Origin of the sequence: Bacillus cereus group sp. N24 (genome assembly GCF_016483345.1) — a bacterium.
GTDB classification, from domain to species: domain Bacteria; phylum Bacillota; class Bacilli; order Bacillales; family Bacillaceae_G; genus Bacillus_A; species Bacillus_A toyonensis.
In genome coordinates this window covers 24,827-40,216 of record NZ_JAEHCA010000028.1, presented here as the reverse complement: position 1 = coordinate 40,216, position 15,390 = coordinate 24,827, and the positions used below count along the sequence as shown (strand labels likewise).

The following is a 15,390-nucleotide window of genomic DNA, read 5'->3' as shown; positions in this document are numbered from 1 at the left end:
GGCTTCCATTATTTTTGGAATGGCATACCGAATTGTGTTAAAAGTTCACGAGCTTCTTCATCAGTTTTCGCTGTAGTAACGATTACGATGTCCATACCGCGGACTTTGCTTACTTTATCATAATCGATCTCAGGGAAGATAAGTTGCTCTTTAACACCTAATGTGTAGTTCCCACGACCATCGAATGATTTCTTAGAAACACCACGGAAATCACGTACACGTGGTAAAGAAACTGACACTAATTTGTCGAAGAACTCATACATTTGCTCGCCGCGTAAAGTTACTTTCGCACCGATTGGCATACCTTCACGAAGACGGAAACCAGCGATTGATTTTTTAGCACGAGTTACAACAGGTTTTTGACCTGCGATTTGTGTTAATTCTTCTACTGCATTGTCTAAAGCTTTTGAGTTAGATACCGCGTCACCAACACCAGTGTTGATTACGATCTTTTCGATTTTCGGTACTTCCATCACAGATTTATAGTTAAACTTGCTCACTAGAGCAGGAGTAATTTCCTTTTGGAACTTCTCTTTAAGGCGATTCAATGAAGTGACCTCCTTTCTTAAGAAAATTATTTATCTAATAATTCACCAGATTTTTTTGCAATACGAACTTTTTTACCATCTTCTACTTTGAAGCCTACACGAGTAGGTTCACCTGTTTTCGGATCTAAAATCATAACGTTAGAAACGTGAATAGGTGCTTCTTTAGTAATAATTCCACCTTGTGGATTTAATTGAGATGGCTTAGAGTGCTTCTTAACGATATTGACACCCTCAACGATAACACGGTTTTGCTTTGGGAAAGCCACAAGGATAACGCCTTGTTTTCCTTTGTCTTTACCAGTGATTACCTGTACTTTATCACCTTTTTTTACATGCATCTTAATTCTGCACCTCCTTAGCAAGGCAATACCTTAAATTATAGAACTTCTGGAGCTAAAGAAACGATCTTCATGAAGTTGCTATCACGTAATTCACGAGCTACTGGTCCGAAGATACGAGTACCACGTGGGCTCTTATCGTCTTTAATGATAACCGCTGCGTTTTCATCAAATTTGATGTAAGAACCGTCCGGACGACGAGCTCCGCTCTTCGTACGTACTACTACTGCTTTAACAACGTCACCTTTTTTAACAACGCCACCTGGTGTTGCTTGTTTTACCGTAGCAACGATAATGTCACCAATGTTAGCATATTTACGACCAGAGCCGCCTAATACTTTAATTGTTAAAAGTTCACGTGCACCAGAGTTGTCAGCAACTTTCAAACGAGATTCTTGTTGGATCATGTTATGAAACCTCCCTTCGGACTAAAAATTCCGATTCGTCTATTTAGATAATAACCGCTTCTTCAACGATTTCAACTAAACGGAAACGCTTAGTAGCAGAAAGCGGGCGAGTTTCCATGATTTTAACGATATCGCCAAGTTTCGCTTGGTTTTGCTCATCATGGGCTTTGTACTTCTTAGAATACTTAACACGTTTTCCGTACAAGGAATGAGTTTTGTAAGTTTCAACTAAAACTGTAATCGTTTTGTCCATTTTGTCAGACACTACACGACCAGTATAAACTTTGCGTTGGTTACGTTCGCTCACTATGCAAACCTCCCCTCAATTTATCGATTAATTCCGATCTCTCTTTCACGAACTACAGTTTTCATACGAGCAATTGCTTTACGCACTTCACGAATGCGAGTTGGATTCTCTAATTGTCCTGTAGCAAGTTGGAAGCGAAGATTAAACAACTCTTCCTTTAAAGCTTTAACTTTTGTTTCGATTTCGGCAGTGGTTAATTCACGAATATCATTAGTTTTCATTAGATTCACCACCATTTTCTTCACGTTTTACGAATTTACATTTCACAGGTAACTTGTGAGCTGCAAGACGTAATGCTTCGCGTGCTACCTCTTCAGATACACCCGCGATTTCGAACATAATTTTCCCAGGTTTTACTACTGCTACCCAGCCTTCTGGTGCCCCTTTACCGGAACCCATACGTACTTCTAGAGGTTTTGCAGTGTAAGGCTTAGAAGGGAAAATTTTAATCCATACTTTACCGCCACGTTTCATGTAACGAGTCATTGCACGACGAGCAGCTTCGATTTGACGGTTTGTAATCCATGAAGCAGCTTGTGCTTGTAAACCGAATTCACCGAAAGCAATTTCAGTTCCACCTTTTGCACGACCACGCATTTTACCACGATGCTCTCTACGATATTTTACGCGTTTTGGCATTAACATATTATTTTCCTCCTTCCTCAGAAGCTTTCTTTTTTGTAGGAAGGACTTCTCCACGGTAGATCCATACTTTTACGCCTAATTTACCGTATGTTGTATCAGCTTCAACTGCTGCATAGTCAATATCAGCGCGAAGTGTATGAAGTGGAACAGTTCCTTCACTGTAAGATTCTGCACGAGCGATATCAGCTCCGCCAAGACGACCAGAAACCTGTGTTTTAATACCTTTAGCACCTGCACGCATAGCACGTTGAATAACTTGCTTTTGTGCACGACGGAATGATACACGGTTTTCTAATTGACGAGCGATGTTTTCGCCTACTAATTTAGCGTTAAGATCAGCTCTCTTAACTTCTAAAATGTTGATGTGTACACGCTTGCCTGTTAATTGGTTAAGAGCTTTGCGAAGTGCTTCAACTTCAGTACCACCTTTACCAATTACCATACCAGGTTTTGCAGTGTGAATTGTAACATTTACACGATTTGCTGCACGTTCGATTTCTACTTTAGCAACAGCAGAATCTTTTAAGCGTACAGTAATGTACTCACGGATTTTGATGTCTTCATGTAATAATGTAGCGTAATCTTTCTCAGCGAACCAACGAGATTCCCAGTCACGGATAACACCGACACGAAGACCAATTGGATTAACCTTTTGACCCATCGATTATCCCTCCTTCTTTTCTGATACCACAACTGTGATGTGGCTTGTGCGTTTGTTAATTTGGCTTGCACGACCCATTGCACGTGGACGGAAACGTTTCAACGTTGGACCTTCGTCAACGAAAACTTTTTCAACAACTAGGTTGTTAATATCCATCTCATAATTGTGCTCTGCATTTGCGATTGCAGATTTTAAAACTTTTTCTACAACTGGAGAAGCAGTTTTTGGTGTGTGGTTAAGGATAGCAATCGCTTCACCCACTTGCTTACCTCGGATTAAGTCTACTACTAAACGAACTTTACGAGGAGCAATACGAACTGTTCTCGCTACTGCTTTAGCTTGCATTGAAGTGCCTCCTCTCATTATCTTCTAGTTTTCTTATCGTCAGCAAGGTGACCTTTATACGTACGAGTTGGTGCGAATTCACCTAACTTATGGCCAACCATATCCTCAGTGATGTACACAGGTACGTGTTTACGACCATCATATACAGCGATTGTGTGTCCGATGAACTGAGGGAAGATTGTTGAACGGCGAGACCAAGTTTTAACAACTTGTTTTTGCTCAGATGCAACTAATTTTTCCATTTTGCTCATTAAGTGATCATCGACAAATGGTCCTTTTTTTAAGCTACGAGCCATTTTGGTGCCTCCCTTCGTGATTGGCGTACGGTTCTAGAAATGAACCGTACTACAATCCCATTATTTTTTACGACGACGAACGATAAATTTATCAGACGCTTTATTTTTCTTACGAGTCTTGAATCCAAGAGTTGGTTTACCCCATGGAGACATTGGAGACTTACGTCCGATTGGAGAACGTCCTTCACCACCACCGTGTGGGTGATCAACCGGGTTCATTACAGAACCACGAACTGTTGGGCGTTTACCTAACCAGCGAGAGCGACCAGCTTTACCGATTTTGATAAGTTCGTGTTGTTCGTTACCTACTTGACCGATTGAAGCGCGACAAGCAGATAATACAAGACGTACTTCACCAGAAGTCAAACGTACAAGTACGTATTTACCTTCTTTACCAAGTACTTGAGCAGATGTACCAGCAGAACGAACTAATTGTCCGCCACGACCAGGCTTAAGCTCGATGTTATGAACAACAGTACCTACTGGAATGTTGATTAATGGTAATGCGTTACCGATTTTAATGTCAGCTTCTGGGCCAGACATAACTTCCATACCTACTTCTAAAGATTTAGGAGCAAGAATGTAACGTTTTTCACCGTCAACGTAGTTAATTAATGCGATATTCGCAGAGCGGTTTGGATCGTATTCGATCGTAGCAACGCGTCCTGGAATTCCATCTTTGTTACGCTTAAAGTCGATGATACGGTATTGACGCTTATGTCCGCCACCTTGATGACGTACAGTAATTTTACCTTGGTTATTACGACCCGCCTTCTTGCTTAAAGGAGCAAGTAATGACTTTTCGGGTCTGTCAGTCGTGATTTCAGCGAAATCATTCGTAGTCATATTACGACGACCGTTAGTAGTTGGATTATACTTTTTAATTCCCATCTCAATTTCCCTCCTTCTTTAGTAAGAATTAAACGCCTTGGAAGATTTCGATTTCTTTGCTGTCAGCAGTTAGCTTAACGATTGCTTTACGACGACGGCTAGTAAAACCAGCGTGACGACCAACGCGTTTTGCTTTCGGCTTGTAGTTCATGATGTTCACTTTTTCTACTTTAACACCAAAGATCGCTTCAAGAGCATCTTTAACTTCTGTTTTATTAGATTTAACGTCCACATCGAACGTGTATTTTTTTTCAGCCATCATTTCCATAGAACGTTCAGTGATAACTGGGCGCTTAATGATATCACGAGGATCTCTCATTATGCAAGCACCTCCTCTACTTTTTCCACTGCCGCTTTTGTCATGATTAGCTTATCATGATGAAGCACGTCTAAAACGTTTACGCCATCAGCAGTGATTACTGTTACTCCAGGGATATTGCGAGCAGATAACTCTACAGATTCGTTTGCATCAGCAGTTACGATAAGAGCTTTCTTCTCAACAGTTAATCCTTTAAGTACTGCTAGCATATCTTTTGTTTTTGGTGCATTTAACACTAGGTCTTCAAGAACTACAATGTTGTTCTCAACTACTTTAGTAGCTAATGCAGATTTGATTGCTAAACGACGAACTTTCTTAGGAAGTTTGTACGCATAGCTTCTTGGTGTAGGTCCGAATACCGTACCACCACCACGCCATTGAGGAGAGCGGATAGACCCTTGACGAGCACGTCCAGTTCCTTTTTGACGCCATGGTTTACGACCACCACCGCGAACTTCAGAACGAGTTTTTACTTTGTGTGTACCTTGACGTAAAGATGCACGTTGCATCATTACAGCTTCGAAAAGTACAGCTTCATTTGGTTCGATACCGAAAATAGCTTCAGCTAATTCGATTTCACCAACCTGTGAACCAGTTTGGTTATATACAGTAACTTTTGGCATTGGAATTCCTCCTTCCTATTGTGAATTATTTGCTAACCTTCACAGCGCCTTGAACAACTACAAGAGATTTCTTAGCACCTGGAACGTTACCTTTTACTAGTAATAAGTTGCGCTCAGTGTCAACTTGAACGATTTCTAAGTTTTGGATAGTAACTTGGTCTCCACCCATACGTCCAGCAAGTTTTTTACCTTTGAATACACGGTTCGGAGCAACTGGGCCCATTGAACCTGGACGACGGTGATAGCGAGAACCATGAGACATAGGTCCGCGAGATTGTCCGTGGCGTTTGATAACACCTTGGAAACCTTTACCTTTAGAAATTCCTGTTACGTCAACGATTTCACCTGCAGCGAAAACTTCAACTTTTACCTCTTGACCAACCTCTAATCCGTCCACGTCTGCATCGCGGATTTCGCGAATGAAGCGCTTAGGAGTTGTAGATGCTTTAGCAGTGTGGCCTTGTTCAGGTTTGTTAGTTAACTTTTCACGTTTATCTTCAAATCCTAACTGGATTGCATTGTAGCCATCAGTTTCAGTTGTTTTCTTTTGAAGAACAACGTTTGGATTAGCAGCGATAACTGTTACTGGGATTAACTCACCGTTCTCAGCAAATACTTGAGTCATACCGATCTTTCTTCCTAAGATTCCTTTGGTCATGAGTTACACCTCCTACATTTTTAAGTTATATAATTTATAGTTTGATTTCGATATCTACACCAGACGGTAAGTCTAAACGCATTAATGAATCTACTGTTTGTGGAGTAGGACTCACGATATCGATTAAACGTTTGTGTGTGCGCATTTCGAATTGCTCACGAGAATCTTTGTACTTATGAACAGCACGAAGAATTGTGTAAATAGTCTTCTCAGTTGGTAATGGGATCGGACCAGAAACTGTTGCCCCAGAACGCTTAGCTGTTTCTACAATTTTCTCAGCTGATTGATCAAGAATACGGTGATCATAAGCTTTTAAACGGATACGAATTTTTTCTTTTGCCATTATTTTCCCTCCTTCGTTCGCCTATTTCTAAAATAGACCTTCTCCATGGAAATTTCCCCACACCATGCCATGGCAAAGCGGCCGGGTGTGTCAGCAACCTTCCACTTCATCGCAGTCAAAGACCAACATTGTCTATTATACAATGTTATTCGTCTAGATGCAAGCATCTTTTTGTTTGCATCTGCTTTTCTCTACTTTTGCTATTATACATGGCACTTTAAAGAATTTCAAGTTTTCATCTAACAGAATTCATTTTACAGTTTCTGGGTTTCGTTTTGTTGGTTTTATATTACTATAGAAGAAACTCGTCAAAACATAAAAATATAATCTTACTCATTATATAAACACAAACAAAAAACCCAAGGGAGAATCCCTTGGGTTTTTATATCAGTTAAGATTACTCAACGATAGTTGCAACTACGCCGTAACCTACTGTACGTCCACCTTCACGAATAGAGAATTTAGTTCCCTCTTCGATAGCGATTGGAGCGATAAGTTCGATAGTCATTTCGATGTTGTCACCAGGCATTACCATTTCAGTACCTTCTGGTAATTGGATGATACCAGTTACGTCAGTTGTACGGAAGTAGAACTGAGGACGGTAGTTAGCGAAGAATGGAGTGTGACGTCCACCTTCTTCTTTAGATAATACGAAAACTTCAGCTTTGAATTTAGCGTGTGCTTTTACAGAGCCAGTTTTAGCAAGAACTTGTCCACGTTGGATGTCTTCACGAGCAACCCCACGAAGAAGAGCACCGATGTTGTCTCCAGCTTGAGCTTGGTCAAGAAGTTTACGGAACATTTCTACACCAGTTACAGTTGTAGAAGCATTCTCTTCAGCAAGACCGATGATTTCTACTACGTCACCAACTTTAACGATTCCGCGCTCTACACGACCAGTTGCAACTGTACCACGACCTGTGATAGAGAATACATCCTCGATAGGCATTAAGAATGGTTTGTCAGTTTCACGTTCTGGAGTTGGGATGTAAGCATCAACTTCAGTCATTAATTCAATGATTTTTGCTTCCCAATCAGCTTCTCCTTGAAGAGCTTTAAGAGCAGAACCTTTGATTACAGGAATGTCGTCGCCTGGGAATCCGTATTCAGATAATAGGTCACGAACTTCCATTTCTACTAATTCTAATAATTCTTCGTCGTCTACCATGTCGCATTTGTTTAAGAATACAACGATGTAAGGTACACCTACTTGACGAGAAAGAAGGATGTGCTCACGTGTTTGAGGCATTGGGCCATCAGCAGCAGATACTACTAAGATACCGCCGTCCATTTGAGCAGCACCAGTGATCATGTTTTTAACATAGTCAGCGTGACCTGGGCAGTCAACGTGTGCATAGTGACGAGTTTCAGTTTCGTACTCAACGTGTGCAGTTGAGATTGTGATTCCGCGCTCTCTTTCTTCTGGAGCAGCGTCGATTTGATCGTATCCGCGTGCTTCAGCACCACCAGCTTTTGCAAGAACTGTAGTGATCGCAGCAGTTAATGTAGTTTTACCATGGTCAACGTGGCCGATTGTACCGATGTTAACATGGGGTTTAGAACGTTCGAATTTAGCTTTAGCCATTCTAAATTCCTCCTTAGTTTATATAGGTTATTTTATATTTAGACTAGAAAGCGAAACCGAAGTCTCACTTTCTAAGCTTACATAAGTAGTTATACTTGAACAATCGATAAAAATCAATTATTCACCTTTATTTTTTTTAATAATTTCTTCTGAAACTGACTTCGGTACTTCTTCATAATGATCAAATGTCATTGAGAATGTTCCGCGTCCTTGAGTGTTTGAACGTAATGCTGTCGCATAACCGAACATTTCAGAAAGTGGAACCATAGCGCGAACAACTTGTGCGTTACCGCGAGCTTCCATACCTTCTACACGTCCACGACGAGATGTTACGTCTCCCATGATGTCTCCCATGTATTCTTCAGGAATTACAACTTCAACTTTCATCATTGGCTCAAGAATTACTGGGTTACATTTAGAAACCGCAGCTTTAAGTGCCATAGATGCAGCGATTTTGAACGCCATCTCAGATGAATCGACATCATGGTAAGAACCGTCAACTAATGCTGCTTTAATGTCAACTAGTGGGTAACCAGCTAGTACACCATTTTTAAGTGAGTCTTCAAGACCCGCTCCAACAGCTGGGATGTATTCACGTGGAACTACACCGCCGACGATTTTGTTTTCGAATTCAAATCCTTTACCTTCTTCGTTAGGTGCAAACTCAATCCAAACGTGACCGAATTGTCCACGTCCACCAGATTGACGAGCGAACTTACCTTCAACTTTCGCAGCAGCGCGGAAAGTTTCACGGTATGCTACCTGAGGAGCACCAACGTTTGCTTCAACTTTGAATTCACGGCGCATACGGTCAACGATGATATCAAGGTGAAGTTCACCCATACCAGCGATGATTGTTTGGCCAGTTTCTTGGTCAGTGTGAGCACGGAATGTTGGATCTTCTTCAGAAAGCTTAGATAATGCTGTACCCATTTTATCTTGGTCAGCTTTAGATTTTGGTTCGATAGCTACAGAGATAACTGGCTCTGGGAATTCCATAGACTCAAGGATAACAAGGCTCTTCTCGTCACAAAGAGTATCACCAGTAGTAGTATCTTTTAAACCTACAGCAGCAGCGATGTCACCAGCGTAAACTGTTGAAATCTCTTCACGGCTGTTAGCGTGCATTTGTAGGATACGACCTACACGCTCACGCTTACCTTTAGTTGAGTTTTTCACGTATGATCCAGAGTTTAACACACCAGAGTACACACGGAAGAATGTTAACTTACCAACATAAGGGTCAGTCATGATTTTGAATGCTAAAGCTGCAAATGGTTCTTCATCGCTAGACTTACGTTCTACTTCTTCCTCTGTATCCGGAAGAGTACCTTTAATAGCAGGTACATCTAATGGAGATGGTAGGTAGTCGATAACTGCGTCTAACAGAATTTGAACACCTTTGTTTTTGAATGCAGAACCACAGATTACTGGGAAGAATTCTACAGAAGTTGTAGCCTTACGGATACCAGCTTTAAGCTCTTCTACAGTGATTTCTTCACCTTCTAGGTACTTCATCATCATTTCTTCATCAAGCTCAGCTACCGCTTCAATAAGCTTTCCACGGTATTCTTCAGCTAGTTCTTTGTGCTCTTCAGGAATTTCGACACGCTCGATGTCTGTTCCTAAATCGTTACCGTACATGTAAGCACACTCTTCAACAAGGTCAATGATACCATTGAACTCATCTTCAGCACCGATTGGTAACTGAATTGGATGTGCGTTTGCTTGTAAACGATCGTGGATTGTTCCTACAGAGTATAAGAAATCTGCACCGATCTTATCCATTTTGTTAACGAATACGATACGAGGTACACCGTAAGTAGTAGCCTGACGCCAAACAGTTTCTGTTTGTGGTTCTACACCAGATTGTGCATCAAGTACTGCTACCGCACCATCAAGTACGCGTAAAGAACGTTCTACTTCTACTGTGAAGTCTACGTGTCCTGGAGTGTCAATGATGTTTACACGGTGACCTTTCCATTGAGCTGTAGTTGCAGCAGAAGTAATTGTGATACCACGCTCTTGCTCTTGCTCCATCCAGTCCATCTGAGATGCACCTTCATGAGTTTCACCGATTTTATGAATACGTCCTGTGTAATACAGAATACGCTCAGTTGCTGTAGTTTTACCAGCATCGATGTGAGCCATGATACCAATATTACGAGTGTTTTCTAAAGAGAACTCTCTTGTCATTTGGTGTCTTGCTCCTTCCATATATGGATTGGATTTTTTTATTTTAAGTAGCAAAAAAGCCACTTTATATTGTTACATATGCCAGTGTCCAGTACCCTCATTATGTAAAACGAGCGCCCAACGAAAGGGAGAGGCATTCTCCCTCTCCACACTTCCATAAGCGACAAATAAAGCGGTTTATGCTTACATTTATTTTACGTTGAATCCTACCAACGGTAATGAGCAAATGCTTTGTTAGCTTCTGCCATTTTATGAGTGTCTTCACGTTTCTTAACAGATGCACCAGCGTTGTTAGCTGCATCTAAGATTTCGTAAGCTAGACGCTCTTCCATAGTTTTTTCACCACGAAGACGAGCATAGTTTACTAACCAGCGAAGACCTAAAGTTGTACGGCGTTCTGGACGAACCTCAACTGGAACTTGGTAGTTAGCACCACCAACACGACGAGCGCGTACTTCAAGAACAGGCATGATGTTCTTAAGAGCTTGCTCGAATACTTCCATTGGTTCTTTATCTGAACGTTCACGAACGATATCGAAAGCGTTATAAAGAATTGTTTGAGATTTACCTTTTTTACCGTCAACCATCATTTTGTTGATTAGGCGTGTTACAAGTTTAGAATTGTACATTGGATCAGGTAACACGTCACGTTTCGCAACAGGTCCTTTACGAGGCATATTGAGTTCCTCCTTTCATTATAAGTTTATTATTTTTTAGCAGGTTTTGGTCGCTTAGTACCATATTTAGAACGTCCTTGCATACGTTTGTCAACACCAGCTGTATCAAGCGCTCCACGAACGATGTGGTAACGTACCCCTGGTAAATCCTTTACTCGACCACCGCGAATTAATACTACGCTATGCTCTTGTAGGTTATGACCGATACCTGGGATGTAAGCTGTAACTTCAATACCGTTTGTTAAACGTACACGAGCGTATTTACGTAACGCTGAGTTAGGTTTCTTTGGAGTCATTGTACCAACACGAGTACATACACCACGTTTTTGAGGTGCAGAGATATCAGTTGATTTTTTCTTTAAAGAGTTAAAACCTTTGTTTAACGCAGGTGATTTAGATTTCCATACTTTATCAGTACGACCATTTCTCACTAATTGGTTAATAGTAGGCATTTGATTATCCTCCCTTCGCATGTTTGTATGACCACATATCCAGGTGGTTCATTATTAGTTGAAAACAAAGTTTTTGCAAGGAAGAGCAAATGCTCTCTCCTCACAAAAACAGTTTTAACTTATTATTCCTATTGCTGAAGCTCCCACTTGAATCCCCGAAACTTTTCCAAGCTTACGAACTGATTCAACTTTGGTTATGGGTATGTTATGTTGCAAAGCAGTGCGAATGATAATATGGGTTAACCGCACATCAGCATCTTCTGCAATAACAACTTCTTTAACTATACCATTTTTGATTGCTTCCAATGTTCGTTTATGACCAACGACTACATTTTCAGCATTTGACACTTTTTGATAAGACATATAAATATCCTCCAAAGCATCGTTCAGGAGCAACCTTGATTATAGTAACATTTTGACTCATACAATGTCAACTAGGATTAGATGTTTTTATACAAAATTTACGACGGAAAATTTTACTGTTCCACATAAATCTCATCGTTTTCTACATTCATGTCATCTTGTGTTGTTTTTACAAGATCCACTTTGCGATAACGATTCATACCTGTTCCAGCAGGAACAAGTTTACCGATAATAACGTTCTCTTTCAGTCCTAGAAGCTCATCACGTTTACCTTTAATTGCTGCATCAGTTAAGACACGAGTTGTTTCTTGGAATGATGCTGCAGATAAGAATGAATCAGTTTCAAGTGAAGCTTTTGTAATACCAAGTAGAACAGGTCTAGCCGTTGCTGGTTGTTTACCTTGCAGTAACACCTTCGCATTCGCATCAGTAAACTGATGGATATCTAGTAATGTTCCTGGTAATACATCTGTTTCACCTGCATCACTTACACGAACTTTACGTAGCATTTGACGTACCATTACCTCTACGTGTTTGTCACCAATTTCTACCCCTTGCATACGGTATACTTTTTGAACTTCACGTAATAAGTATTCTTGAACTGCCGTAATGTCCGTTACTTTTAGTAATTCTTTTGGATCAATAGAACCTTCTGTTAACTCTTTACCGTGGCTAATTGGCTGTCCTGGCGTTACTTTCAGACGAGCACCGTAAGGAATAGCATACGTACGAGCTTCAACCTCACCCTGTACAACTACTTCTTGGCGATCTTTAACATCGTTGATCGCTGCGATAACACCGTCGATTTCACTGATAACTGCCTGACCTTTCGGATTACGAGCTTCAAAGATCTCTTGGATACGAGGTAAACCTTGTGTGATATCATCACCGGCAACCCCACCTGTATGGAACGTACGCATCGTTAACTGTGTACCTGGCTCACCGATAGATTGAGCCGCGATAATACCTACCGCTTCTCCTACTTCTACGTCTGTACCAGTTGCTAAGTTACGACCGTAACACTTCTTACATACACCATGGCGAGTGTTACACGTAAACGCTGAACGAATGTTTACAGTTTCAACACCCGAATTTTCAACGATATGAGCGATATCTTCAGTAATTAATTGATTTTCAGCAACTAATACTTCACCTGTTTCAGGATGTTTTACAGTTTTTCTTGCAAAACGTCCAACAAGACGATCATATAATGACTCAATTACTTCATTACCCTCTTTAATCGCACCGATTAGTAAACCGCGATCTGTTCCACAATCATCTTCACGAACAATTACATCTTGTGCAACGTCTACAAGACGACGTGTTAAGTAACCAGAATCGGCAGTCTTAAGTGCTGTATCGGCAAGACCTTTACGAGCACCATGCGTAGAGATGAAGTACTCAAGTACTGTTAAACCTTCACGGAAACTTGATTTGATCGGAAGTTCAATGATACGACCAGATGGATTGGCCATCAGACCACGCATACCAGCAAGCTGAGTGAAGTTAGATGCGTTACCACGGGCACCGGAATCACTCATCATGAAGATTGGATTGCGTTTATTCAAGGACTTCATCAGTTTTCCTTGGATAACGTCTTTTGCATTACTCCAAATAGAGATAACACGATCGTAACGTTCTTCTTCCGTGATTAAACCGCGACGGAATTGTTTAATTACATTATCTACTTTTGCTTGTGCTTCGTGGAGAATTTCATCTTTTTCACCTAATACAAGAATGTCAGATACCCCAACTGTAATACCAGCTTTTGTAGAGTATTTAAATCCTAAGTTCTTCATACGGTCAAGCATGCGAGACGTCTCTGTAATTTTGAAACGCTTGAATACTTCCGCAATGATGTTACCAAGAATCTTCTTGCTAAATGGTGCCACTTCTTCGCGACTAGCAATAATTTCTTTAATGTTCGCACCTTTTTCAACGAAATATTCCGCTGGTGTTTCTTTTTCAAGGTTTGAGTTTGTTGGTTCGTTAATATAAGGGAACGACTCTGGTAAGATTTCGTTAAATATTAATTTACCAACTGTTGTTAATAGAAGCTTACCTTTTTGCTCTTCAGTAAACGTTACATTATTTACTGAACTTGCAGCAACTGCAACACGCGTGTGCAGATGTACATATCCATTTTGGTATGCAAGTATTGCTTCGTTGGCATCTTTGAAGACCATACCTTCACCGATTGCACCTTCACGCTCAAGTGTTAAGTAGTAGTTACCTAATACCATATCCTGAGATGGAGTAACAACTGGTTTTCCGTCTTTTGGATTCAAGATGTTTTGTGCCGCTAACATAAGAATACGAGCTTCTGCTTGTGCTTCTGATGATAACGGAACGTGAACCGCCATTTGGTCACCGTCAAAGTCCGCGTTGTATGCAGTACATACAAGTGGGTGAAGACGGATTGCACGACCTTCTACTAGTGTAGGTTCAAACGCCTGGATACCAAGACGGTGAAGTGTTGGTGCGCGGTTTAGAAGTACTGGATGTTCTTTAATCACAGATTCTAAAACGTCCCAAACTTCAGGTTGTACACGCTCGATTTTACGTTTAGCACTCTTAATGTTGTGTGCTAAACCTTTTTCAACTAACTCTTTCATAACGAAAGGTTTGAACAGTTCAAGCGCCATTTCTTTCGGTAATCCACATTGGTACATCTTTAAGTTCGGTCCTACAACGATTACTGAACGACCAGAGTAGTCAACACGTTTACCTAATAAGTTTTGACGGAAACGTCCTTGTTTACCTTTAAGCATGTGAGATAGAGATTTTAATGGACGGTTACCTGGTCCAGTAACTGGACGGCCACGGCGACCATTATCGATTAATGCGTCTACAGCTTCTTGTAACATACGTTTTTCGTTTTGAACGATGATGCTTGGTGCACCTAAGTCCAATAGACGTTTTAAACGGTTGTTACGGTTAATTACACGACGGTATAAGTCGTTTAAATCAGAAGTAGCAAAACGTCCACCATCCAACTGTACCATTGGGCGTAGTTCTGGTGGGATAACTGGAAGAACATCTAGGATCATCCAAGATGGGTGATTTCCAGAGTTACGGAATGCTTCTAATACTTCTAGACGTTTAATAGCACGAGTACGGCGTTGTCCTTGTGCTGTTTTTAATTCTTCTTTTAAGAAGTCTACTTCTTTATCTAAATCGATATCTTGTAGTAGCTTTTTAATCGCTTCTGCACCCATAGCAGCTTGGAATGTGCTACCATATCGATCACGATATGCACGGTATTCTTTTTCAGAAAGTAATTGCTTCTTATCAAGTGGTGTATCTCCACTTTCTGTTACAACATAAGAAGCGAAATAAATTACTTCTTCAAGCGCGCGAGGGGACATGTCTAAGACAAGTCCCATGCGGCTCGGGATACCTTTGAAATACCAAATATGAGATACAGGAGCAGCTAATTCGATATGACCCATACGTTCACGACGAACTTTTGCACGCGTTACTTCAACGCCACATCGATCACAAACTACACCTTTATAACGTACACGTTTGTATTTTCCGCAATGACATTCCCAGTCCTTTTGTGGTCCGAAAATACGCTCACAGAACAAGCCATCTTTTTCAGGCTTTAACGTACGATAGTTAATTGTTTCTGGTTTCTTAACTTCACCGTATGACCAAGAACGAATCTTGTCAGGTGAAGCAAGTCCAATCTTCATATATTCAAAGTTATTTACATCTATCAAGGGGCCTACCT

The 15,390-nt window shown here is 40.8% G+C and carries 20 protein-coding genes; all 20 read right to left on the bottom strand.

Translation table 11 applies throughout. The features are described from left to right. Positions 1 to 8: 8 nt before the first annotated feature. Positions 9 to 548 carry a 50S ribosomal protein L5 gene (rplE, locus tag JDS95_RS25810; RefSeq protein ID WP_001080829.1) on the bottom strand — a complete coding sequence of 180 codons (540 nt, stop codon included), beginning with the start codon at positions 546 to 548 and terminating at the stop codon, positions 9 to 11. Between the two features lie 26 nt (positions 549 to 574). After that, a complete protein-coding gene (rplX, locus tag JDS95_RS25805) occupies positions 575 to 886 on the bottom strand; it encodes a 50S ribosomal protein L24 (RefSeq protein ID WP_000558200.1) in 312 nt (103 codons plus the stop codon). A 38-nt stretch (positions 887 to 924) separates the two neighbouring features. Next, entirely contained in the window at positions 925 to 1,293 is a 369-nt protein-coding gene (gene rplN / locus JDS95_RS25800; RefSeq protein ID WP_000615912.1) for a 50S ribosomal protein L14, read from the bottom strand. A gap of 43 nt (positions 1,294 to 1,336) precedes the next feature. Next, a complete protein-coding gene (gene rpsQ / locus JDS95_RS25795) occupies positions 1,337 to 1,600 on the bottom strand; it encodes a 30S ribosomal protein S17 (RefSeq protein ID WP_000004106.1) in 264 nt (87 codons plus the stop codon). Between the two features lie 20 nt (positions 1,601 to 1,620). Further along, positions 1,621 to 1,821 (bottom strand): 50S ribosomal protein L29, encoded by a 201-nt coding sequence (gene rpmC / locus JDS95_RS25790; protein ID WP_000855718.1) that lies wholly within the window; start codon positions 1,819 to 1,821, stop codon positions 1,621 to 1,623. Continuing rightward, complete coding sequence (rplP, locus tag JDS95_RS25785; RefSeq protein ID WP_000928969.1) at positions 1,811 to 2,245, bottom strand: 50S ribosomal protein L16; 435 nt, start codon at positions 2,243 to 2,245, stop codon at positions 1,811 to 1,813. Before rplP ends, rpmC begins: the two co-directional genes overlap by 11 nt. A 1-nt stretch (position 2,246) precedes the next feature. Continuing rightward, the gene (gene rpsC, locus JDS95_RS25780; protein WP_000529958.1) at positions 2,247 to 2,906 is read right to left on the bottom strand and encodes a 30S ribosomal protein S3; all 660 of its coding nucleotides are present in this window, start codon (positions 2,904 to 2,906) and stop codon (positions 2,247 to 2,249) included. A gap of 3 nt (positions 2,907 to 2,909) precedes the next feature. After that, positions 2,910 to 3,251, bottom strand: a complete 342-nt coding sequence (gene rplV, locus JDS95_RS25775; protein ID WP_001148024.1) for a 50S ribosomal protein L22 — start codon at positions 3,249 to 3,251, stop codon at positions 2,910 to 2,912. Positions 3,252 to 3,268: 17 nt separating this feature from the next. Continuing rightward, positions 3,269 to 3,547 (bottom strand): 30S ribosomal protein S19, encoded by a 279-nt coding sequence (gene rpsS / locus JDS95_RS25770; protein WP_000124454.1) that lies wholly within the window; start codon positions 3,545 to 3,547, stop codon positions 3,269 to 3,271. A 60-nt stretch (positions 3,548 to 3,607) separates the two neighbouring features. After that, on the bottom strand, positions 3,608 to 4,438 hold the full coding sequence (gene rplB, locus JDS95_RS25765) for a 50S ribosomal protein L2 (RefSeq protein ID WP_000511583.1): 831 nt from the start codon (positions 4,436 to 4,438) through the stop codon (positions 3,608 to 3,610). A 28-nt stretch (positions 4,439 to 4,466) separates the two neighbouring features. Beyond that, positions 4,467 to 4,757, bottom strand: a complete 291-nt coding sequence (gene rplW, locus JDS95_RS25760) for a 50S ribosomal protein L23 (protein WP_001205558.1) — start codon at positions 4,755 to 4,757, stop codon at positions 4,467 to 4,469. Further along, entirely contained in the window at positions 4,757 to 5,380 is a 624-nt protein-coding gene (gene rplD / locus JDS95_RS25755; RefSeq protein ID WP_001127258.1) for a 50S ribosomal protein L4, read from the bottom strand. Before rplD ends, rplW begins: the two co-directional genes overlap by 1 nt. A gap of 25 nt (positions 5,381 to 5,405) precedes the next feature. After that, complete coding sequence (rplC, locus tag JDS95_RS25750; protein ID WP_000160209.1) at positions 5,406 to 6,038, bottom strand: 50S ribosomal protein L3; 633 nt, start codon at positions 6,036 to 6,038, stop codon at positions 5,406 to 5,408. Positions 6,039 to 6,072: 34 nt separating this feature from the next. Further along, positions 6,073 to 6,381 carry a 30S ribosomal protein S10 gene (gene rpsJ / locus JDS95_RS25745; RefSeq protein WP_001040595.1) on the bottom strand — a complete coding sequence of 103 codons (309 nt, stop codon included), beginning with the start codon at positions 6,379 to 6,381 and terminating at the stop codon, positions 6,073 to 6,075. 397 nt (positions 6,382 to 6,778) lie between these two features. Further along, positions 6,779 to 7,966 (bottom strand): elongation factor Tu, encoded by a 1,188-nt coding sequence (gene tuf, locus JDS95_RS25740; protein ID WP_001029617.1) that lies wholly within the window; start codon positions 7,964 to 7,966, stop codon positions 6,779 to 6,781. Positions 7,967 to 8,083: 117 nt separating this feature from the next. Then, positions 8,084 to 10,162 (bottom strand): elongation factor G, encoded by a 2,079-nt coding sequence (gene fusA / locus JDS95_RS25735; protein ID WP_000196385.1) that lies wholly within the window; start codon positions 10,160 to 10,162, stop codon positions 8,084 to 8,086. A 206-nt stretch (positions 10,163 to 10,368) separates the two neighbouring features. Further along, positions 10,369 to 10,839 (bottom strand): 30S ribosomal protein S7, encoded by a 471-nt coding sequence (rpsG, locus tag JDS95_RS25730; RefSeq protein ID WP_001137492.1) that lies wholly within the window; start codon positions 10,837 to 10,839, stop codon positions 10,369 to 10,371. A gap of 29 nt (positions 10,840 to 10,868) precedes the next feature. Beyond that, positions 10,869 to 11,291: a 30S ribosomal protein S12 gene (rpsL, locus tag JDS95_RS25725; protein WP_001142341.1), complete on the bottom strand. Its 423-nt coding sequence runs from the start codon at positions 11,289 to 11,291 to the stop codon at positions 10,869 to 10,871. Positions 11,292 to 11,405: 114 nt separating this feature from the next. Then, positions 11,406 to 11,654, bottom strand: coding sequence for a 50S ribosomal protein L7ae-like protein (locus tag JDS95_RS25720; protein ID WP_000121831.1), 249 nt, complete (start codon positions 11,652 to 11,654; stop codon positions 11,406 to 11,408). Positions 11,655 to 11,767: 113 nt separating this feature from the next. After that, a complete protein-coding gene (gene rpoC, locus JDS95_RS25715) occupies positions 11,768 to 15,379 on the bottom strand; it encodes a DNA-directed RNA polymerase subunit beta' (protein WP_000567945.1) in 3,612 nt (1,203 codons plus the stop codon). Positions 15,380 to 15,390 lie beyond the last annotated feature (11 nt).

Coding starts and splice junctions, on each gene's coding strand:
- rplV (WP_001148024.1), bottom strand. CDS start 3,251: ATGCAAGCTAAAGCAGTAGCGAGAACAGTTCGTATTGCTCCTCGTAAA.
- rpsC (WP_000529958.1), bottom strand. CDS start 2,906: ATGGGTCAAAAGGTTAATCCAATTGGTCTTCGTGTCGGTGTTATCCGT.
- rplP (WP_000928969.1), bottom strand. CDS start 2,245: ATGTTAATGCCAAAACGCGTAAAATATCGTAGAGAGCATCGTGGTAAA.
- rplB (WP_000511583.1), bottom strand. CDS start 4,438: ATGGGAATTAAAAAGTATAATCCAACTACTAACGGTCGTCGTAATATG.
- rpsJ (WP_001040595.1), bottom strand. CDS start 6,381: ATGGCAAAAGAAAAAATTCGTATCCGTTTAAAAGCTTATGATCACCGT.
- rpsS (WP_000124454.1), bottom strand. CDS start 3,547: ATGGCTCGTAGCTTAAAAAAAGGACCATTTGTCGATGATCACTTAATG.
- rpmC (WP_000855718.1), bottom strand. CDS start 1,821: ATGAAAACTAATGATATTCGTGAATTAACCACTGCCGAAATCGAAACA.
- tuf (WP_001029617.1), bottom strand. CDS start 7,966: ATGGCTAAAGCTAAATTCGAACGTTCTAAACCCCATGTTAACATCGGT.
- rplX (WP_000558200.1), bottom strand. CDS start 886: ATGCATGTAAAAAAAGGTGATAAAGTACAGGTAATCACTGGTAAAGAC.
- rplW (WP_001205558.1), bottom strand. CDS start 4,757: ATGAGAGATCCTCGTGATATCATTAAGCGCCCAGTTATCACTGAACGT.
- rpsL (WP_001142341.1), bottom strand. CDS start 11,291: ATGCCTACTATTAACCAATTAGTGAGAAATGGTCGTACTGATAAAGTA.
- rpsG (WP_001137492.1), bottom strand. CDS start 10,839: ATGCCTCGTAAAGGACCTGTTGCGAAACGTGACGTGTTACCTGATCCA.
- rplC (WP_000160209.1), bottom strand. CDS start 6,038: ATGACCAAAGGAATCTTAGGAAGAAAGATCGGTATGACTCAAGTATTT.
- fusA (WP_000196385.1), bottom strand. CDS start 10,162: ATGACAAGAGAGTTCTCTTTAGAAAACACTCGTAATATTGGTATCATG.
- JDS95_RS25720 (WP_000121831.1), bottom strand. CDS start 11,654: ATGTCTTATCAAAAAGTGTCAAATGCTGAAAATGTAGTCGTTGGTCAT.
- rplN (WP_000615912.1), bottom strand. CDS start 1,293: ATGATCCAACAAGAATCTCGTTTGAAAGTTGCTGACAACTCTGGTGCA.
- rplD (WP_001127258.1), bottom strand. CDS start 5,380: ATGCCAAAAGTTACTGTATATAACCAAACTGGTTCACAGGTTGGTGAA.